Annotated in this window: 17 protein-coding genes and 1 riboswitch; of the genes, 10 read left to right on the forward strand and 7 right to left on the reverse strand. The window is 72.0% G+C overall.

The window, feature by feature from the left end:
* Positions 1 to 2 precede the first annotated feature (2 nt).
* Positions 3 to 959 carry a LysR family transcriptional regulator gene (locus ACFXAZ_RS22220; protein ID WP_384593834.1) on the reverse strand — a complete coding sequence of 319 codons (957 nt, stop codon included), beginning with the start codon at positions 957 to 959 and terminating at the stop codon, positions 3 to 5.
* A 219-nt stretch (positions 960 to 1,178) separates the two neighbouring features.
* The gene (locus ACFXAZ_RS22225) at positions 1,179 to 2,390 is read right to left on the reverse strand and encodes an MFS transporter (RefSeq protein ID WP_384593908.1); all 1,212 of its coding nucleotides are present in this window, start codon (positions 2,388 to 2,390) and stop codon (positions 1,179 to 1,181) included.
* Between the two features lie 137 nt (positions 2,391 to 2,527).
* On the opposite strand from ACFXAZ_RS22225, the gene ACFXAZ_RS22230 reads away from it, so the two are divergent.
* On the forward strand, positions 2,528 to 3,718 hold the full coding sequence (locus ACFXAZ_RS22230) for an ROK family transcriptional regulator (protein ID WP_384593837.1): 1,191 nt from the start codon (positions 2,528 to 2,530) through the stop codon (positions 3,716 to 3,718).
* Positions 3,719 to 4,186: 468 nt separating this feature from the next.
* Here ACFXAZ_RS22230 and ACFXAZ_RS22235 read toward each other — a convergent pair whose 3' ends face one another.
* The 3 genes from ACFXAZ_RS22235 to ACFXAZ_RS22245 form a co-directional block, all read right to left on the reverse strand.
* Positions 4,187 to 4,930, reverse strand: a complete 744-nt coding sequence (locus tag ACFXAZ_RS22235; protein ID WP_384593840.1) for an SDR family oxidoreductase — start codon at positions 4,928 to 4,930, stop codon at positions 4,187 to 4,189.
* 170 nt (positions 4,931 to 5,100) lie between these two features.
* Entirely contained in the window at positions 5,101 to 5,985 is an 885-nt protein-coding gene (locus ACFXAZ_RS22240) for an RNA polymerase sigma-70 factor (protein WP_384593843.1), read from the reverse strand.
* 118 nt (positions 5,986 to 6,103) lie between these two features.
* Positions 6,104 to 8,398 (reverse strand): chitinase C-terminal domain-containing protein, encoded by a 2,295-nt coding sequence (locus ACFXAZ_RS22245; protein WP_384593846.1) that lies wholly within the window; start codon positions 8,396 to 8,398, stop codon positions 6,104 to 6,106.
* Positions 8,399 to 8,848: 450 nt separating this feature from the next.
* A riboswitch (FMN riboswitch) is annotated at positions 8,849 to 8,979 on the forward strand.
* Positions 8,980 to 9,132: 153 nt separating this feature from the next.
* On the opposite strand from ACFXAZ_RS22245, the gene ACFXAZ_RS22250 reads away from it, so the two are divergent.
* From ACFXAZ_RS22250 to ACFXAZ_RS22290, 9 genes are all read left to right on the forward strand, one after another.
* Positions 9,133 to 9,771 carry a riboflavin synthase gene (locus tag ACFXAZ_RS22250; RefSeq protein WP_384593849.1) on the forward strand — a complete coding sequence of 213 codons (639 nt, stop codon included), beginning with the start codon at positions 9,133 to 9,135 and terminating at the stop codon, positions 9,769 to 9,771.
* Positions 9,768 to 10,409 carry a nicotinamide riboside transporter PnuC gene (locus tag ACFXAZ_RS22255; RefSeq protein WP_384593852.1) on the forward strand — a complete coding sequence of 214 codons (642 nt, stop codon included), beginning with the start codon at positions 9,768 to 9,770 and terminating at the stop codon, positions 10,407 to 10,409. The genes ACFXAZ_RS22250 and ACFXAZ_RS22255 overlap by 4 nt, the downstream gene beginning before the upstream one ends.
* The gene (locus ACFXAZ_RS22260) at positions 10,406 to 11,701 is read left to right on the forward strand and encodes a bifunctional 3,4-dihydroxy-2-butanone-4-phosphate synthase/GTP cyclohydrolase II (protein WP_384593855.1); all 1,296 of its coding nucleotides are present in this window, start codon (positions 10,406 to 10,408) and stop codon (positions 11,699 to 11,701) included. The genes ACFXAZ_RS22255 and ACFXAZ_RS22260 overlap by 4 nt, the downstream gene beginning before the upstream one ends.
* Before the next feature lie 64 nt (positions 11,702 to 11,765).
* On the forward strand, positions 11,766 to 12,251 hold the full coding sequence (gene ribH / locus ACFXAZ_RS22265; protein WP_384593858.1) for a 6,7-dimethyl-8-ribityllumazine synthase: 486 nt from the start codon (positions 11,766 to 11,768) through the stop codon (positions 12,249 to 12,251).
* Positions 12,252 to 12,285: 34 nt separating this feature from the next.
* The gene (locus tag ACFXAZ_RS22270) at positions 12,286 to 12,558 is read left to right on the forward strand and encodes a phosphoribosyl-ATP diphosphatase (protein WP_382693108.1); all 273 of its coding nucleotides are present in this window, start codon (positions 12,286 to 12,288) and stop codon (positions 12,556 to 12,558) included.
* 47 nt (positions 12,559 to 12,605) lie between these two features.
* Positions 12,606 to 13,454, forward strand: coding sequence for an ATP phosphoribosyltransferase (hisG, locus tag ACFXAZ_RS22275; RefSeq protein ID WP_384593861.1), 849 nt, complete (start codon positions 12,606 to 12,608; stop codon positions 13,452 to 13,454).
* A gap of 32 nt (positions 13,455 to 13,486) precedes the next feature.
* Complete coding sequence (locus ACFXAZ_RS22280) at positions 13,487 to 13,975, forward strand: PH domain-containing protein (protein WP_384593864.1); 489 nt, start codon at positions 13,487 to 13,489, stop codon at positions 13,973 to 13,975.
* A 224-nt stretch (positions 13,976 to 14,199) separates the two neighbouring features.
* Positions 14,200 to 15,525, forward strand: a complete 1,326-nt coding sequence (locus ACFXAZ_RS22285) for a hemolysin family protein (RefSeq protein WP_384593867.1) — start codon at positions 14,200 to 14,202, stop codon at positions 15,523 to 15,525.
* A complete protein-coding gene (locus tag ACFXAZ_RS22290) occupies positions 15,522 to 16,574 on the forward strand; it encodes a hemolysin family protein (RefSeq protein ID WP_384593870.1) in 1,053 nt (350 codons plus the stop codon). Before ACFXAZ_RS22285 ends, ACFXAZ_RS22290 begins: the two co-directional genes overlap by 4 nt.
* Before the next feature lie 56 nt (positions 16,575 to 16,630).
* Here ACFXAZ_RS22290 and ACFXAZ_RS22295 read toward each other — a convergent pair whose 3' ends face one another.
* Together ACFXAZ_RS22295 and ACFXAZ_RS22300 are read right to left on the reverse strand one after the other, a co-directional pair.
* A complete protein-coding gene (locus tag ACFXAZ_RS22295) occupies positions 16,631 to 18,508 on the reverse strand; it encodes an AAA family ATPase (RefSeq protein WP_384593873.1) in 1,878 nt (625 codons plus the stop codon).
* A 487-nt stretch (positions 18,509 to 18,995) separates the two neighbouring features.
* A complete protein-coding gene (locus tag ACFXAZ_RS22300) occupies positions 18,996 to 19,643 on the reverse strand; it encodes a uridine kinase (protein ID WP_384593910.1) in 648 nt (215 codons plus the stop codon).
* Positions 19,644 to 19,728 lie beyond the last annotated feature (85 nt).

Genomic DNA, 19,728 nt, shown 5'->3' on the forward strand with positions numbered 1-19,728 from the left:
GGTCAGGCGGGTGCGACGCCGCCGTGCCGGGTCCACACCGGGCGCCAGGTGCCCGGCTCCGCCGCCGCGCGTCCCGGCTGGACCGTGGCGAGATGGGCGCGCAGCGGGGGCAGCGCCGGGTGCGGGTTCCCGGCGTGCCAGACCAGGAAGTGCGGGTAGACCGGCGTGGGGTCGCACACCGGGACGAGCCGCATGTCGTAGCCGGTGGGCCAGACCAGCGGGGTGCGCTCGCCGAGGAAGGTCGCGAGGGTGGTGGAGCCGGCGATGGTGTCGATGAGGGCCTCGACACCGAAGTTGGGGCCGATGGTGTCGATGGTCAGCCCGAAGGCGGCGGCCAGTTCCTCGTAGTAGGCGGACCACTCCGTGCCGGGCGCGTTGCCCGGCATCCAGATGCGATGCCCGGCGAGTCGCGCCAGGGGGACGGAGGCCGCGCCCGCGAACTCGTGCCCGGGGCCGGTGAACAGCAGCAGCGGCTCGTCCAGCACCGGCACCGCCGCGATGCCGTCCGGCAGCCGCTGCCCCGGCATGGTCACCGCGCGGAAGGTCGCGTCGATCGTGCCGTCCCGGACGGCGGCGATCGCCGCCTCGGCGCTGGGCAGCGTCACCACGTCCAGGGCGATCTCCGGGTACCGCCGGTGGAAGTCGTGCAGCACCCCGGCCAGCGACAGCCGCCGCCCGATCACATCGACACGCAGGGCCCGGCTGCCGGGGCGTACCGCCGCCGCGGCCCGCTCCTCGGCGAGCAGCAGGGCGCGGGCGTGCGGCAGGAACGCCTGCCCGTCGATGGTGAGTCCGGCGCCCCGGGCGGTCCGGGTGAGCAGCCGCACCCCGACGTCCCGCTCCAGCGCGGCGATCCGCTTGGACACGGCCTGCTGGGTGAGCGCCAGATCCACGGCGGCCTTCTGGAACTGCCCGCTGTCGGCGACGGCGACAAAGGTGCGTACGGCGTTGAGATCCACGCCCTCACCCTAGGCGGACAACGAACGGTTGTGGCGGACGGGTCGACCCGTCGGGTGATCCGGCCCGGCGACCGGCGTTCTGGTGGCCGGATCACCCCCTCCTCACCAGCTACGACCCACCCGGCGAGGTGACCCGCCGAGGCCGGTGTCGTTCGCCCCTCCGCACAACCACTCCGAGTACCCGATGCCCGACGGCGCCCAGAACGACCGCGGCCGACGTCAGGGCTGCGGCTCGGCGACCACCGGGCTCGGGCCCGTCACCTTCGGCCGCTCCCGGTCACCCGAGCGCAGGACCCTGGCGAAGAAGACCAGGCCGCTCGACAGCACGGTCACCAGGGCGAAGGAGATCACCAGACTGGTCAGCTGGGCCAGCCCACCGATCGCGCTGGGCGCGACCAGACCCGAGGTGTACGTGATGGTCGCGACGCCCGCGATGGCCTGGCTCGGGTTGGGCCCGCTGCGCCCGGCGGCGGCGAAGCACAGTGGTACGACCACCGCGATGCCCAGCCCCATCAGGGCGAAGCCGGTCATGGCGACGGCCGGGTGGCCGCCGAGGACGATCAGCAGACCGCCGACGACGGCGAGGAACCCGCCGGAGCGGACCGTGCGGACCGAGCCGTAGCGGTCCACGACCTTGTCACCGGCCAGCCGGGCCACGGCCATGGTGAGGGTGAAGCCGGTCGTGCAGGCCGCCGCGAGCCCGGCCGAGCTGCCGAGCTGGTCCTCCAGATAGATCGCAGACCAGTCCAGGCTGGCGCCCTCCGCGAACACCGCGCAGAACCCGACCGCGCCGATCAGCACCGCCGACTTCGGGGGCAGCGCGAACCGCGGCGGCGGCTCCTCGTTCTCGGCGGGCTGGAGATCCAGTACCCACGTGCAGGCGATGAGCCCCAGCACCGTGAGCACCCCGGCGGCGATCACATGGTGCAGCCGGGCGTCCGTGCCCAGGTGCGCGGCGAGGGTGCCGCCCGCCGAGCCGATCAGGGCGCCCACGCTCCACATGCCGTGCAGGCCGGACATGATCGAGCGGCCGAGGCGGTTCTCTATCTCGACGCCGAGCGCGTTCATGGACACGTCCGCCATGCCGGAGGTCGCGCCGTACACGAACAGGGCGAGACAGAGCGTGGCCATGTTCGGCGACAGCGACGGCAGGATCAGGGACAGCGTCCACAGCGCCAGCAGCGCGCGCAACGCGGTCCGGGCGCCGAAACGGTGACTGATCCGGCCCGCCAGCGGCATCGCCAGCGAGGCGCCGAGCGCCGGGAACGCCAGCGCGAGACCCAGCTGGCCCGCGCTCACCCCTGCGTGGTCCTGGATCCACGGCACCCGGGTCGCGAACGACCCGGTCACCGATCCATGGACCAGGAACACCGCCGCCACGGCGTACCGCGCGTGCCGCACGGCACGCTGATCGTGGATGCCCTTGGTCATCCCGTTCATGCTGGGACCCTCCCCGTTGTGTGTCGTCCCATTCGACGGCGTAAACTATCAGGGTCCCTGCCTGATAGATAGGGGAAATTTCGGCGGCCGTGATCGGCGCGGCCCCGGCCATCTGGGAGGATCCCGGCATGCCCGCATCCCCGAGCACCGCCCGGGTCATCAACGACCGGCTCGCCCTGCGTCTGCTCCAGGACGAGGGGCCGTTGACGGCGGGTCAGCTCAAGCAGCTGACCGGACTGTCCCGGCCGACCGTGGCCGACCTGGTGGAGCGGCTCACCGCCGCCGGGCTGATCGAGGTGGTGGGCGAGGCGGGGGAGCAGCGACGCGGCCCGAACGCCCGGCTGTACGGGATCGTCGCCGGGCTCGCCCATCTGGCCGCGGTCGACGCCCGCACGGAGGGCCTCTCGGTGATCGTCTCCGATCTGCTCGGGGACGTGCTGGCCGGGGCCGCCGTGCCGATCGGCGGTGACCTCGGGACCGGGCCCGCCGTGGAGCAGGCGGTGGCGCTGGTCGAGCGGACCGCCAAGCAGGCCGGGGCCGACCGGCTGCACACGGTGGGCATCGGCGCCCCGGGCCTGATCGACCCGGCCACCGGTGAGCTGCGTGACTCCAAGGGCCTGCCCGCCTGGCACCGCAGACTGGCGGCGGCCCTCCTGGAACGGCTGCCCGGGGCCCGGGTGACCGTCGAGAACGAGACGAATCTGGCCGCCGTCGCCGAGCGGCGCGACGGTGCCGCCCGCGACCGGGACACCTTCGTCCTGCTCTGGCTCGGCCATGGCGCCGGCGCCGCCGTCGTCCTCGACGGCATCCTGCGCCGCGGGGCCTCCGGCGGTACCGGCGAGATCGGCTTCCTCCCGGTCCCGGGCACCTCGGGCCTGCCCTCGGCGCGGGACTGCGAGGGCGGCTTCCACTCCCTGGCGGGCTCGGGGGCGATCGAACGCCTGGCGGCGGAACACGGGCTCACGGCGGCCCCGGCGGCGCCGGGGGAACTGCCGGCCGCCGCCGTTGTCCGCGCGGCGGCCCGGTCCGGTGCCCCGGACGCCGCCCGCTTCCTCGACGTCCTCGCCGACCGCATCGCCATCGGCGTCGCCTCGGTCGCCGCCATCCTGGACCCCGGCTGCGTGGTCCTGGGCGGCGAGGTGGGCCGGGCGGGCGGCCCCACGCTGGCCGGACGGGTGGAGTCCCGGATCCGCCGGATGTCCCCCCTGACCATGGAGGTCCGCCCCAGCGAACTCGGCGGCGACGCGGTCCTGAGAGGCGCCCTCCTCACCGCCCGAGAACAGGCCCAAACCACGGTCTTCGCCCCACGGGACCGCTAGCACACCGCCGCCGTCCTTGCCCTCTCAGCCTTTCAGCGCCGAGAGGGCGACGGCTTTCAACGCCGCGAGGCGACGGCTTTGAGCGCCGTGGGGGCGACGGCTTTCGGCGGCGCGAGGGCATCGGCTTTGAGCGCCGTGGGGGCGACGGCTTTCGGCGGCGCGAGGCGACGGCTTTGAGCGCCGTGAGGGCGACGGTTTTCAGCACCGCGAGGGCATCGGCTTTGAGCGCCGTGGGGGCGACGGTTTTCGGCGGCGCGAGGCGACGGCTTTGAGCGCCGTGAGGGCGACGGTTTTCAGCGCCGTGGGGGCGACGGCTTTCAGCAGTGCGCGGGCATCGGCTTTCAATGCCGCGAGGGCAACGGCTTTTAGGGGCGCGGGGAACTGCGCGAGCAACCACGACGAACGGAAAGCCGCCACACAACCCGCACCACCCCCACCCCCACGCGCCCACCCCCCACCCCTCACCCCTCACCCCCCGAACCTCCCCACCAGGTACTCCTCGAACGTCCCCGTCCCCACAGCCCCCTCCGGCAGCAGATGCCCCCCACCCCGAAGCCCCCGATACACCCGCCCGCCCAACCGCACCTCAACCACCCGCCGCCGCTTCCCCACCGCCTCCAGATAAGCCTCCGCCAGAGACGCGAACGACCGCACCTCGGGCCCACCCACGTCCGCCACCCGCCCGCGCGGCGCCCCCACCGCCAGCCCGGCCAGCCGGTCCGCGACCTCGGCCACCGCGATCGGCTGATCGCTCACCCCCGACGGCACGAACATCACCGGCGCCTTCGCCAGCGCCGCGCACACCCCGGCGACCAGATCGTGGAACTGCGTGGCACGCAGCACGGTCCACCCCAGCCCCGACCCCTCCACCAGCCGCTCCACGGCCAGCTTGGCCCGGTAGTAGCCGAGCGGCACCCGGTCGACGCCGACGATGGAGATATAGACCAGATGCCGGACGCCCGCCGCCCGCGCCGCCCCGATCAACCGCGCCGCCGCCTTCTCGTCGCCCCCGCGAGGCGTGCTCGCGCAGTGCACGACCGTGTCCGCCCCGGCGACGGCCGCGTCCAGCGCGGCACCGCCCACCCGCAGATCGACGGCGTACGGCCGGGCGTGCCGGCTGAGCACCCGCACCTCGTGCCGCTGCGCGCGCAACCGCGCGGCGACGAGCCGGCCGAGCGTTCCGGTACCGCCGGTCACCAGGATCGTGCTCATGCTGTTCAGTCCCTTCCTGACACCCCGCGCCCCCGGCCGGGAACGCCCTGTGCCAGCTCAGACCGAACGGCCCCCGCGGATGTGACAGCGGCCCCGGTGTGGATGACAGCGCCCGCCAAGACGACAGCGACCCACCGAAGGAACGGGCCGTGCGCCCGGCGGCGAGGAAACTAGGAAACCTCCAGCTGCCGCCGTACGAATTCCAGCTTGTCCGGGTTGACCACGGCCCGCACGTCGGTGATCCGGCCGTCCCGGACATCGAACCCCGCGACCGCCATGACCCGCTCCCCGTCCCAGGCGACCAGCGCGGTCCCGCCGTTGATCTCCGCGACCGTGTAGCGGAAGCCGGACATGAGCCGCTGCCCGCCGCCGGTGAGGAAACGCACGACCTTGAGCCGGCCCTCGATGGGCCGGGGGGCCGCGACGGCCTTGCCGCCACCGTCGCCCCACCAGGTGATGTCGTCGGCGAGCAGTTTCTCCAGACCGGCGAGATCGCCCTCGCGGGCGGCGGTGAGGAAGGAGGCGACCAGTTCCGCCTGCCGCTCGGGCGCGGGCTCGAAGCGGCTGCGCCCGGCGGAGATGTGCTCGACGGCCCGCCGGTAGAGCTGACGGCAGTTGGCCTCGCCGAGATCGAGGACCTCGGCGATCTCCCGGTGGCCGTACCCGAACGCCTCGCGCAGTACGTACACCGCGCGTTCGTTCGGGGTGAGCCGCTCCAGCAGGACCAGCATCGCCAGCGACACGGCGTCACGCTGCTCGGCGGATTCGAGCGGTCCGAGGGTGCCGTCGGACGTGAGGACGGGCTCCGGCAGCCAGGTGCCGACGTACCGCTCACGGCGGGCGCGGGCGGAGGTCAGCCGGGTGAGACAGAGGTTGGTGACGACCTTGGCGAGCCAGGCCGCCGGGTGCTCGATCCGGTCGCGGTCGGCGCCGCTGAAGCGCAGATAGGCGTCCTGGACGATGTCCTGGGCCTCGTCGGCCGAACCGAGCATCCGGTAGGCCAGCCCGAACATCCGGGGCCGGTGGCTCTCGAAGACTTCCGCGCCGGTCGACATGGCCCCAGCCTGCCAGAACGGCCCCCGGGCGGCGTGCCGGGGGCCGTGCGGATTGGGGGGACCCGGCGGCGGGCAAGGGCCGTCGTCACCGCCGCCGGGTCCGTCGGGTGGTGTGGGGTCAGCAGGTCCCCTGGTCCTGCCAGACCCCCCATTCACCGGTGGTGCCGGGCTCCTCGCCCTTCGTCCACCACTTGGCCTTCCAGGTGTGCCCCTTGTGGGACACGACCGTGTTGCTGCCGTACTCGGCGGTCGCGCTCCACGCGGCCGGGACGCACGGGCCGGTCGGGGTCGGCGTCGGGGTGCCGCCCGTACCGCCGCCCGGCTCGATCACGGTGGTGCCACGGGCCAGGTCACCGGCGAGCGCGTAGGTCTTGCCGCCGAAGGTCACCGTCCAGTTGGAGGGCGTCGACACCGGCATGTAGTACACGAAGTCCAGCTCGACCGAGGCGCCGGGCGCCAGCGTCTGCCAGGCCGGGAGCTTCAGCGAGACGCGGTGGAAGTCGCCCTTGAGGCCGCCGACATTGCTGCCGGTGTGGCCGCTGCTGACCACGGAGGTGCCCCAGCCGGACTGGTCCTTGGCGTTGTTCGGCGCCGAGGTCGCGTAGTCGAACTGGAACTCCGTGCCGCCGGGCAGCGTCGCCGTCGTGTTGTTGGTGATCTTCAGCTTGGGGCTGATCGGGTAGTTGGTGTCCCCGAGCGGGAACTGCCCGAACTCCACATCGACCTTGACCGCCTCGGTGGGCAGCGCGATGTTCGACTTCTTGGCCCCGTAGGGAGCGGCCGTCCGGTACTTGTCGTACATGAGGGAGATCAGCGTGTCGCCGGCCTCGTACTGGCCCGTGGCCGCGTTCCAGTCGTAGTCGCCGGCCAGCTCCCAGATCATGGTGCCGCCCAGGCCCTTGTCGACCACGTAGTCGGCCTTGACGCCGATGGACTGCTCGTCCTCGGTGGAGATGAACACCTTCTTCTCGGCGTTCCACAGCCAGGGCGCGGCCAGGGTCGGGTCGTACTTGCGGACGTACGTGCCGGTCAGCTGGGTGCTCGCGGGCAGCCCGAACTGGGGCAGATAGTCGGGGACGATCCCCTTCTCCAGGTTCTTGGCGTGCCACATCGGGTTGAACCCGGCCGGGGACTCCACCCCGCCCGTGTCCTTGTCGTGCCAGACGTTGTCGATGCCGACGGCACCGTCACCGCACTTGGTCAGCCCCGACCCGGCCGGGCAGGTGGTCGCGGACGCCTTGCCCCACAGCCCGTCGGTACCGCCCTGGACGTTCTTCCAGCCCCGGGTGTAGGTCGGCACCCCGATGTTGATCCGGCCGGCCGGCATCGACCCGCGGAAGTAGTGGTACGCCCAGTCGGTGTTGAGATAGCCGATCCCGCCGTACTGGCTGGTGGTGTAGATGCCGGAGCCGGCCAGCTCGGGGTCCTTGCCGTCGTCGTAGAGAGCGGCGTTCGGCCCGACATGCTCGTTCCAGGTGCCGTGCAGGTCGTACGACATGATGTTGACGTAGTCCAGGTACTTCTGGACCTGGAAGGTCTCCATCCCGCGCAGCAGATAGCCGGAGGAGGGCGCGGCCACGGTCAGCAGATAGTGCTTGCCGTCGGCGGCGCTCGCGCGGTCCAGCTTCTCGCGCAGGGTCTTCATGAGGGCGGCGTAGCTCTTGTTCAGCCCGGCGCGGTGGGCGTTGGCCACCGGCCAGTCGGCGGGATTCCCGGCGTTGACCATGGAGGTCGGGTACTCGTAGTCGATGTCGAGCCCGTTGAAGCCGTAGGTGCGCAGGAACGCGACCGCCGAGTCGGCGAAGGTGTCGATGCCGGCCTGGTTGACCGAGCCGTCCGTGTTGGTGGTGGTCTTGTAGAAACCGGCGCTGTCGGCCCAGCCGCCGACCGAGATCAGCGTCTTGACGTCCGGGTGCTGCTTCTTGAACTTGGTCAGCAGGTTGAAGTGGCCCTTGTAGGGCAGCGCCGGGTCCATCTCGGCGCCGGGGACACCGGGGAAGGTGATGCCGGTGTTGGGGTTGTCCGCCCCGGCCGCGCCGATGCTGATCTTGTTGGCCGTGTCGATGCCCGCGAACGCGTAGTTGATGTGGGTGATCTTGTCCCACGGGATGTCGCTGGCGAGGTAGGCGGGCCTGCCGTCCTTGCCGGTGCGCCAGTTGGCGAAGTAGCCGATGATCCGGCGCTGGTGGTCCGCGCCCAGTTTCTCGCGGCCCTCGGTGTCGTAGACCGAGCAGTAGGGCACCTCGACGCCGGGCGTGCGGTAGAGGCCGTCGGGGCGACAGGACTCCTGGTCGGCGGCGTGCGAGACATTCGCCGGGAGCCCGGCGAGCAGCAGGCCCGCGACCGCTGCGGCGGCGGCGAGCAGGGCGGGTCTCGCGCGGCCGGCGGACGGGAAGCGTGAGGGGGACGGCACAGTCGGTTCCTCTCCACGGAAGTTGCGACGGACCCTAGAGAGGACTAGACCAGTGCGTCAATAGGTATGGACCAATTGCAACGGCGGCGGATCGGCGGCGAGTTGAGCTGGGATTGTGTGCGAGAGGTGTGCGAGGGATGAGAGAAAGGTGGGAGAAGCCTGTGATTCCGGGGCGGCGGGCCGTGGCAGCAGGTTCCCGGGTGGGGCGCCCCCGCCGATACCCCTTCAGACACCCTTGAGGCGGCCTTGAGTCTCCCTTCAGGTAACCCTTGTGCCTCCCTTCGGGCAGCCCTTGGGGCCCTTCCTGTGGGCCCTTCCCTGTGAGTCCCCGTGCGAGCCCCCTGGTGGCGCCCCTCGTGGCGCCCCTTGTTGCGCCCTTGTGAGTCAGCCCACAAAGCGTCGCCCGTATGGATGTCGCGCTGCCGTGGCACACTGGCTGAGTAACAACAGCAGCGCACTCCGGGGTCGGTGAAAGTCCGAACCGGCGGTTACAGTCCGCGACCCGGTCGCCTCCAGCGGCCGGTTGACCAGGTGAAATTCCTGGACCGACGGTTAAAGTCCGGATGGGAGGCAGTGCGCGGCGGGCGAGTGTGTACCAGTGCGTCGCCGTGGAGAGTTCCGTCCGTGGTCCGGGCGGATCGTCCCAGGCGTCGCCGATGGTGTTCTCGTTCGCGAAGTCTGTCGTCATCGACAGCCCCGGAGTCCGTGCCCGAAGAGGCAGGAGGACCCGGGAAGTGTTCACCGGAATCGTCGAAGAGCTGGGCGAGATCACCGCCGTCGAGAACCTCGACGACGCCTGTCGTTTCCGGCTCCGCGGACCCGTCGTCACCGAGGGTGCCCGGCACGGGGACTCCATCGCCGTCAACGGCGTCTGCCTCACCGTCGTCGAGCACGAGGGCGACGAGTTCACCGCCGACGTCATGGCCGAGACCCTCAAGCGCTCCAGCCTCGGCGCCCTCGCCGTCGGCTCCCGCGTCAACCTCGAACGGCCCACCGCGGTCGGCGCCCGCCTCGGCGGCCACATCGTGCAGGGCCATGTGGACGGCACCGGCACGATCGTCGCGCGCACCCCCTCCGAGCACTGGGAGATCGTGAAGATCTCCCTGCCCGCCGAGCTGACCCGCTACGTGGTCGAGAAGGGCTCCATCACCGTCGACGGCATCAGCCTCACCGTCGTCGACGCGGGCGCCGACCACTTCACCGTCAGCCTGATCCCCACCACCCTCGCCCTGACCACCCTCGGCGTGAAGCAGCCCGGCGACCCCGTCAACCTTGAGGTCGACGTGATCGCCAAGTACGTCGAGCGGCTGCTCGCCGCAGGTCAGGGCACCGACCGGGTCCGCGACGCCACCGCCCCCCGGGAGGATCGGTGAGCGGGCTGAACTCCGAGGCGTTCACCCTGTTCGGCCAGCACATCATCTGGTCGGACATGATCGGCAACGTCCTCGGGCTGATCGCCCTCGCCCTCGGCTGGCGGCGCTCGCTGTGGACCTGGCCGGTGCAGTTCCTGTCCGGCCTGATCCTCTTCGGCGCCTTCTACGGCCACCTCACCGGCAGCGCGGGCAAACAGACGGTCGTCATGGCCGTCGCCCTCTTCGGCTGGTGGCAGTGGCAGCGCGGGCGGGGCCGCGGCCGGGACGGCCGGATCTCCGTCCGCTTCGCCACCTGGCGCGAGCGCGCCGCGATGCTCGCGACCGCCGCCGCCGGAACGGTCGCCGTCGCCCTGCTCTTCACGGCCTTCCCCAGCCTGTCCTGGGACCCCTGGCCCGACGCCTACATTTTCGTCGGCACGGTCGTCGCCATGTACGCCCAGGCGCGCGGCATGGTCGAGTTCTGGTTCGCGTGGCTGCTCGTCGACGTCGTCGGCGTCCCGCTGAACTTCGCGAACGGCTACGCCTTCTCCGGCTTCGTCTACGTCATCTACGGCGCACTCGTCCTGTGGGGCATGCGCGACTGGTGGCTGCGCTCCCGCAAGGAGACGCGGCCCGTCCTGGAAGGAGCGCCGGCATGACCACGGCACCGATCCTCTACTCCACCGACGGCTTCGAGGACTTCGGGCTCGACCCGGTCGAGCAGGCCATCGCCGACATAGCGGCCGGCCGCCCCGTCGTGGTCGTCGACGACGAGGACCGCGAGAACGAGGGCGATCTGGTGATCGCCGCCGAGAAGGCCACACCCGAGATCGTCGCCTTCATGATGAGCGAGTGCCGCGGCCTGATCTGCGCCCCCATGGAGGGCGACGAACTGGAGCGGCTGCACCTGCCGCAGATGGTCCAGGACAACACCGAGTCCATGAAGACCGCCTTCACCGTGAGCGTCGACGCCTGTGCCGAGCACGGCGTGAGCACCGGCATCTCCGCCGCCGACCGCGCCACCACGCTGCGGCTCCTCGCCCACGGCGACGCCGGGCCCGGCGACTTCGTGCGCCCCGGCCACATCTTCCCGCTGCGCGCCCGCCCCGGCGGCGTCCTGGTCCGCAACGGCCACACCGAGGCCGCCGTCGACCTCGCCCGGCTCGCGGGCCTGCGCCCGGCCGGCGCCATCGTGGAGATCGCCGGCGAGGACGGCCGGATGCTGCGGCTGCCCGAGCTGATCCCCTTCGCCCGCAAACACGGCCTGACGATCATCTCCATCGAGGACCTGATCGCCCACCGCCGGGCCGCCGAGCCCACCGTCCGCCGCGAGGCCCGGACCCGGCTGCCCACCGCCCACGGCACCTTCACGGCGTACGGCTACCGCTCGCTCGCCGACGGCGTCGAGCATGTGGCGCTGGTCCACGGCGACCTCGGCGACGGCGAGGACGTCCTGGTCCGGGTGCACAGCGAATGCCTCACCGGCGATGTCTTCCACTCCCTGCGCTGCGACTGCGGTCCCCAGCTGCGCACCTCCATGCAGCGCATCCAGGCCGAGGGCCGGGGCGTGGTGGTCTATCTGCGCGGACACGAGGGCCGTGGCATCGGCCTGCTGTCCAAGCTGCGCGCCTACGAACTCCAGGAGCACGGCCGCGACACCCTGGACGCCAATCTGGAGCTGGGCCTGCCCGCCGACGCCCGGGACTACGCGGCGGGCGCGCAGATCCTCACCGACCTGGGCGTGCGCAGCCTGCGCCTGATGACCAACAACCCCGACAAGACCGACGCCCTCGTCCGCCACGGCCTCACGGTCACCGGACGCGAGCCGATGCCCGTCACCGCGGGCGAGCACAACCTGACCTACCTGCGCACCAAGCGCGACCGGATGGGCCACGACCTGCCCTGGCTGGACACCCCCGCCGACCCGGCGGCCACCTGCGGCAACCAGTGAACCCACCGAACCCACCGATCCCACCGAACCGAATGCACCACCACACCAGAGGAGTCAGCGGAACGTGAGCGGCAACGGCGCACCCGAGCTGTCCGTACGCGATGTGGGTGACCTGCGGGTCGCCGTGATCGCGGCGCAGTGGCACGAGAAGGTGATGGACGGCCTGGTGGAGGGCGCGCTGCGCGCCCTGCGCGACCTGGGCATCGGCGAACCCACCCTGCTCAGGGTGCCCGGCAGCTGGGAACTGCCGGTGGTGGCCAAGACCCTCGCGGGCCGCGGTTACGACGCGGTCGTCGCCCTCGGGGTGGTCATCCGCGGCGGCACCCCGCACTTCGAGTACGTCTGCCAGGGCGTCACCCAGGGTCTCACCCGGGTCGCCGTGGACACCGGCGTCCCGGTCGGCTTCGGTCTGCTCACCTGCGACACCGAGGACCAGGCCCTGGACCGGGCCGGACTGCCGGGCTCCAGCGAGGACAAGGGCCACGAGGCGGTGACCGCGGCGCTCGCCACGGTGGCCGCCCTGCGCTCAGTATCCGAACCGGGGCGTTAGACCGGTCGGCGCAGCGCGTAAAGTGGGCGCCACCATGTCCAAGAAGACGTTCGAGGAGCTGTTCACCGAGCTCCAGCACAAGGCCGCCCACGGCGACCCCACCACCTCCCGCACCGCCGAACTCGTCGGCAAGGGCGTCCACGCCATCGGCAAGAAGGTCGTGGAGGAGGCCGCCGAGGTCTGGATGGCCGCCGAGTACGAGAGCAAGGACGCGGCGGCCGAGGAGATCTCCCAGCTGCTGTACCACGTGCAGGTGATGATGGTCGCGCGCGGCATCTCCCTGGACGACGTCTACGCCCACCTGTAAGCCAGCCGCACCCCCTTTTCCCGCCTCACACGAAGGAAGCCGACCTCATGCTGCGCATCGCCGTCCCGAACAAGGGTTCCCTCTCCGGGCCTGCGGCGGACATGCTGCATGAGGCCGGCTACCAGCAGCGCCGCGAGTCCAAGGAACTGCGGATCGTGGATCCGGTCAACGAGGTCGAGTTCTTCTACCTCCGCCCCCGCGACATCGCGATCTACGTCTCCTCCGGCCGCCTCGACATCGGCGTCACCGGCCGCGATCTGCTGATCGACTCCGGCGCCGGCGCCGAGGAGATCCTCCCGCTCGGCTTCGCCCGCTCCACCTTCCGCTACGCCACCAAGCCCGGCACGGCGACCGGCGTCGCCGACCTCAGCGGCAAGACGGTCGCCACCTCCTACGAGGGCATCGTCGCCAAGCACCTCGCCGACAGTGGCATCGACGCCTCAGTCGTCCACCTCGACGGCGCCGTCGAGACCGCCATCGAACTCGGCGTCGCCGAGGTCATCGCCGATGTCGTGGAGACCGGCACCTCGCTGCGCAACGCCGGTCTGGAGGTGATCGGCGAGCCCATCATGCACTCCGAGGCCATCGTCATCCGCCGTACCGGCGCGGACATCGAGGAGCCCAAGGTGCAGCAGTTCCTGCGCCGCCTCCAGGGCGTCCTGGTGGCCCGGACGTACGTGATGATGGACTACGACATCCGCGCCGAGCACCTCGAAGAGGCCGTCGCGATCACGCCGGGGCTGGAGGGCCCGACCATCTCCCCGCTGCACAACGAGGGCTGGGTCGCCGTCCGCGCGATGGTCCCGTCCAAGGACGCCCAGCGGCTCATGGACGACCTCTACGACATCGGCGCCCGCGCCATCCTGACCACCGCCATCCACGCCTGCCGGCTCTGACCGGCGCGACAGCGATGCCGGAGGAGACAGCGATGCCGGAGGAGACCCCCGTGTCCACGCCCAGCGCCCCCGCGACGCGCCCCCTGCCCGTCACCTTCCGCCCCACCCGCACCCGGGCCGTCCTGCTCACCGCCGCCGTCACGATCTTCCTCGTGGTGTCGGCGATGGCACTGCTCCTCGACCGGCTCAGCACCGCCGAGCGGATCAGCTTCGTGTTCACGGCGCTGATGCTGTCCTGTGTGGTGCTGGTGCTGGCCCGCCCGAAGGTCGTCGCCGACGACACCGGGGTCACGGTCGTCAACTTCGCCAGCAGCCGCCGCCTGGCATGGGCCGAGATCGTCGGGGTCAATCTGCGCGTCGGTGACCCGTGGGTCTTCCTCGATCTGAGCGACGGCACCAGCCTCGCCGTCATCGGGATCCAGCCCGGCATCGCGAAGGAGCAGGCCATCGCCGACGCGCGCACCCTGCGCGCCCTGGTCGAGGACCGCTCCGGACACCCGGCCGGCGCGGCGCACGACTGACCGGGCCGCGTCCACCCTGCCGCGGGCACAGGTGTCGTGATTAATCTGGTGGCGGAGGCGTTTCGCTGCGCCCCCGCCCCTGTGCCGCCGCCCGGCGCGCGGGGGTTCCCGCTACCCGAGGAGTGACCCCCTCCGGCGATGGACGGATCGTCCTGTAGTACCTGCGCCGCCCCCTGTCGACCCAGTGCCCCGCGCACTGGCATCCAGGCCGAGGCGGCGGCACCATGACCCTCCCCCTGCTGCTGCTCGCAGCCGCGTTCCTGCTGATTCTCGCCAACGGCTTCTTCGTCGCCGCCGAGTTCGGCCTCGTCACCGTCGAGCGCCCGGATGCCGAGCGGGCCGCCGCGACCGGCGACCGCCGCGCCGCCACGGTGGTCGCCTCCCTCAAGGAGCTGTCCTTCCAGCTCTCCGGCACCCAGCTCGGCATCACCCTCACCTCCCTGGTCGTCGGCATGCTCGCCGAACCGGCCCTCGCCCGGCTCCTGGACGGCCCGCTGCTCGCCACCGGTCTGCCCGAAGGGGCGGTCCCCGGCGTGGCCGTGGTCATCGGCATGCTGCTGGCGTCCGCCGTGCAGATGGTGGTCGGCGAACTCGTACCGAAGAACTGGGCGGTGTCCCGCCCCCTTGAGGTCGCCCGGTTCGTGGCCGGTCCGCAGCACCACTTCGCCCGCGTCCTGCGGCCGGTCATCGCCGGCCTCAACGCGGTCGCCAACCGGCTGGTCCGTGCCCTGGGCTTCGAACCCGCGGACGAGCTGGCCTCCGCCCGCACCCCCGGCGAACTCGTCTCCCTGGCCCGGCACTCCGCGCGGGCCGGCACCCTGGAACAGGACACCGCGGACCTGTTCGTGCGCACCCTGTCCCTCGGCGGGCTGACCGCCCAGCATGTGATGACCCCCCGGGTGAAGGTGGCCGCGCTCCAGGCGTCGGCGACCGCCGAGGACGTCGTCAACCTGGTCCGTGCCACCGGCCTGTCCCGGTTCCCCGTGTACCGGGAGCGGATCGACGAGATCGTCGGCATGGCCCACCTCAAGGACGCCCTCGCGGTGCCGGTCCACGACCGGCTGCGCACCCCGGTCGCCCGGATCGCCCGCCCCGCGCTGCTGGTCCCGGAGTCCCTGCCGGTACGGCCGCTGCTGGCCCGGCTGCGCAGCGAGCAGCCCATCGCGGTCGTCGTCGACGAGTACGGCGGCACCGCCGGGGTGGTCACCCTGGAGGACATCGTGGAGGAACTCGTCGGCGAGGTCCGCGACGAGCACGACGGCCAGGACCTGCCCGAGCTGTGCGCGGCGCCGCCCGAGGACGGCCGGCCCGCCTGGGACGTCGACGGCAGCTGCCGCGTCGACACCCTCCGCCGGATCGGCCTCCAGCCGCCCGAGGGCCCGTACGAGACGGTCGCCGGGCTGGTCGCCGATCTGCTGGGCCGGATCCCGGCCGTCGGCGACCGTACCGAGCTGCCCGGCTGGCGGCTGGCCGTACGCCAGGTCGGGCACTACCGCGCCGAGCGGGTCCGCCTGGTCCAGGCCGCGCCGGTGCTGGAGGCGGCCCGGTGAGCGTGCTCCAGCTTCTGTTCGCCGGGCTGCTGGTGCTGGCCAACGGCTTCTTCGTCGGCGCCGAGTTCGCCCTGGTCTCGGTCCGCCGCAGCCAGATCGAACCCCTCGGCACGGCCCGCGCCCGCCAGGTCCTGTACGGCCTGGAGCATCTGCCGCAGATGATGGCCGCCGCCCAGTTCGGCATCACGGTCTGCTCGCTGACCCTGGGCGCGGTGGCCGAACCGACCGTGGCCGATCTCCTGGAGCCGCTGTTCGCCTGGATACATCTCCCGCACGCGATGATCCACCCGCTGGGCTATGTCATCGCGCTCGCGGTGGTGGTCTTCTGCCATCTGGTCATCGGCGAGATGGTCCCGAAGAACCTGGCGATGGCCGCCCCCGAGAAGGCGGCCCTGTGGCTGAGCCCCGGCCTGGTCGCCTTCGCCCGGCTGTGCCGGCCGATCACGGTGACGCTCGGCGCCTGCGCCGAGGCCGTGCTCCGGCTCTTCCGGGTGGAACCGAAGGACGAGGTCGAGGCCGTCTTCACCAGCGAACAGCTCAACCGCCTGGTCGGCGACTCCGGCCAGGCCGGACTGCTCGACCCCGAGGAGCAGGAACGCCTGGAGGACGCCCTGGAACTGGGCTCCCGCCCGGTGACGGACGTCCTGCTGGCCCGCGACGATCTGGTGACGGTCGACCCGTCGGTCACCCCGGCCCGGATCGTCGGCCTCACCGCCCGCACCGGCTACTCCCGCTTCCCGGTGGCCGTGGAGGACGGCGCCTTCATGGGCTACATCCACGTCAAGGACGTGCTCGACGAGGAGGACTCGGCACGGGCGGTCCCCCAGCAGGTGTGGCGCCCCATGACGACCCTGCGCCCGGACCTCCCCCTGGACGACGCCCTGACCGTGATGCGCCGGGCGGCCACCCATCTGGCCCAGGTCGCGGACGCGTCCGGCAAGGTGCTCGGCGTGGTGACCCTGGAGGACGTACTCGAAATGCTGGTCGGGGAGGTGACGGACCCGGCCCACCCGGCGGCGAGGCTGCCGGAGCAGGTGCTCGCCACGTAGGTGTGCCGTTCCCCGGGCGGGGGTGCGGGGAGTGCCCCACCCGCCCGCCCGGGGTGTCACAAAGCGGACGGATCCTGTGGTCCCCGACCCGACAGCACCTCTCCGTACGCCTGCATCAGATCCGGCAGCCGGAGTGTCGCGAGGTCGTCCCGGGACAGCGTGCCCGGGTATCCCGACAGCCGCAGATCCCGGTACGCGCAGCTCTTCTCGTACAGCGTGCGCAGGAACCGTCCGTTGCCCAGCTCGTCGATCCACCCCTGATCGACCACGTGCCCGGCGATCGACCGCAGCTCGTCCAGCGCCTCCTCGTCCCACACGTCCCCGTTCTCCGCCGCGAGCACCTCCCCGATCGAGGTGAGTTCCAGGGGGCGGTACGAGGGGAAGTCGACGCGCGTCGTGAAGCGGGACGACAGTCCGGGGTTCGCCGTGAGCAGCCGGTCCATGCCCTCCGGGTACCCGGCGAGGATCACCACGAGATGGTCGCGGTTGTCCTCGGCCCGCTTCAGCAGCACCTGGAGCGCCTCGTCGCCGTACGCGTCCCCCTTGCCGTAGCCGGAGTTGGACAGCGAGTACGCCTCGTCCACGAAGAGGACACCGCCGAGCGCGGAGTCGATCAGCTCGTTCGCCTTGACGGCGGTCTGGCCCAGATACTCGCCGACCAGATCGGCGCGCTGGGCCTCCACCAGATGGTCGCCGCCGAGCAGTCCGAGGGCGTAGAAGACCCGGCCCAGGATGCGCGCGACGGTGGTCTTGCCGGTGCCGGAGGGGCCGGAGAAGACGAAGTGGCGTTTCGGCGGCTGCACCGGCAGCCCCTGCCCGGCGCGCAGCCGGGCCATGTTCAACTGTGCCGACAGGGCCTTGACCTGCCGTTTCACCGGCTCAAGGCCGACCATGCGCTCCAGTTCGGCGAGCGCCTCGTCAAGTAACGCGGCATCGGTCGGCCCGGCTGGCAGTGGCTGTTCGGGACCGGGTGACTTGGCCCGCACCACGGGATCCGGCACCGACGGCACCGGCCCGGCCGACACCGGACCGCCCGGCCCGACCGGATCGGTCAGCTTCAGATTGCGGTCCTCGCCGCCGAACAGCGGATCCAGCCCGTCCGAGTCGAAGCCGTCCGGCCCGGCGCTCGTGAGGGTGAGCGCCGCGAGCCCCTCCGCGTCGTCGTACCCGTCGCCCTCGGCGATCGCGGCGAGCCGGGCCGAGGTGTCCATGAACGCGGGGTCGACGCGGTGCACCGCCCGGTACAGGGGGAGCGCGGCGGCGCTGCGCCCGGTGCCCTCGTGCGCCCGCGCCAGCCAGTAGCGCAGCTCCTTGCGCTGCGGCTGCTCGCTGCGACAGCGCATCAGGGCCGCCGACAGCAGCGGCTCGGCCTGTCCGTACATCTCAAGGCGGACCCGGGCCATCCCGCCGAACAGGCCCGCCTCGATACCGAGCAGTTGATCGCCGAGGAGCGGGTCGGTGTGCCGTACCAACTGCTCCCAGTCCTTGACCAGATACGACCGGCAGGCGTGCAGAAAGCGCACCTGCGGGTCGGTGTCGACCGGCGGGAGCCCGGCGAGCGCCCGGTCCAGCTCGGGGACATGCCGTCCGTCGAGCCAGTGCGAGGCGTGCGCGAGCAGCAGATCACGCGGATTCTCCAGCACCGGCTGCACCCACCAGCCCAGCCAGTACCAGGAGTTGAGTGTCCGGCGGTGCCGGGTGCGCTGTTCGCCGAAGCGGTCCTGGTGCCGGTACATCCGCAGCAGCGCGGTCGTGGTGTCGACCCGTAGCGCGTGCAGTCCCAGCCAGCCGTCCGCCATGCCGGGGTCGATCCTGACCGCGGTCCGGAACTCCTCCTCGGCCTGCGGATAGGCGCCCATCGTGTAGGCGTCCACGCCTCTGAGCCAGGCCAGATCGGCCGGGGCCTCGGGGCCGCCCTGCGTGCCGAAGTCCATCACGTCCCCCCACAAACCGTGCCCCCGTCGGTGTCCCACCGGGCCGTCGCCCGGTGGCCGTCGGCCCCGCCAACCGCTGTGCCGCGGGCCGGAGTTGCCAGGTGCGCGAAGCGGCCGTCCGTAGGCCGCACCGAGGGCATGGTACCCGCGGCGGCACGGCCCGCCGTAGGGTGCCGCACAGGCCATTCGGCGAGGTGGGAGCAGAGACCCGGCAGACCCGGCGCGGAGCCGAGCGGACACGGCACGGCGCACGCGGTGACCGAGGGTGAGCGGGGATCAGCGCCCGGCGCGCGAAAAACGCCGAAAAAGAGAGGGAAAAGAGGGGGAGGGCAGAACGAAGCCCCCGATCACGGGGGAACAACCGGGGGCTTCGCGTCCTGCGGCGGCCTCGATTGGCCGCACATTGAGAACGTAAGTCCTGTACGGCCCTTGGGTCAAGCCGAGTTGAGGCACCGGCACAAGTTGGGGCGCAAGGGTCTTCACAAGTTCAGCACATTGGCGTGGGGTCGTCACCCTCGGTCACAATCTGGTCTGGACCTGCACTCATCACAGGCCCCGGCAGCACCATGTACCCCATGGGCAACTGCCGCACCAGCGCCTCGGCGTAGGGCCGCGAGGGGTCCTCGGCGAAGTGCCGCTGCTCCGCGGCGACCCATCCGGCCCAGAACTCGCGCTGCTCCGCCCCGTCCCGCGTCCGCCCCCGGGCCCACGCCGTCCCGTGCGGTACGTCCAGCCACAGCAGCCGCGCCAGATACGGGCGCAGCGCACGCCGGCCGGCGCCGACCCCCTCGACGATCACCACCGGCGCGACGGGCAGCGCCCTCGGGGTGCCGAAGGCGCGGGCGTGCCAGTCGTAGGGGGAGTAGCGCGCGTCCTCGCCGCGGGCGAGCGGGGCGATCACCTGGTCCAGCAGGCGGCCGGTCCAGCCGAACAGCTCGGCGTGGCTGGCGATGTCGTCCAGGTGCAGGACGGGCGCGCCGCCCAGCGCCTCGGCCAGCAGCCCGGCGAAGGTGGTCTTCCCGGAACCGGCGTGCCCGTCCACCGCGATGAGCCGCACGGGGCCGCAGGAGGGCGGGAGTGCGCGCAGGGCGCCGGCGAGGGTGGGGAGGGGGGACGGGGGAGATGGGGGTGACAGGGGGGACGCCTCTGTAGGGCCGGATGGGCCGGACGGGCCGGACGGGCCAGGCGGGTGGGACAGGTCGGGCCGGGTGGTGCGACCG

This window comes from Streptomyces sp. NPDC059477, assembly GCF_042749375.1.
Lineage (GTDB): Bacteria > Actinomycetota > Actinomycetes > Streptomycetales > Streptomycetaceae > Streptomyces.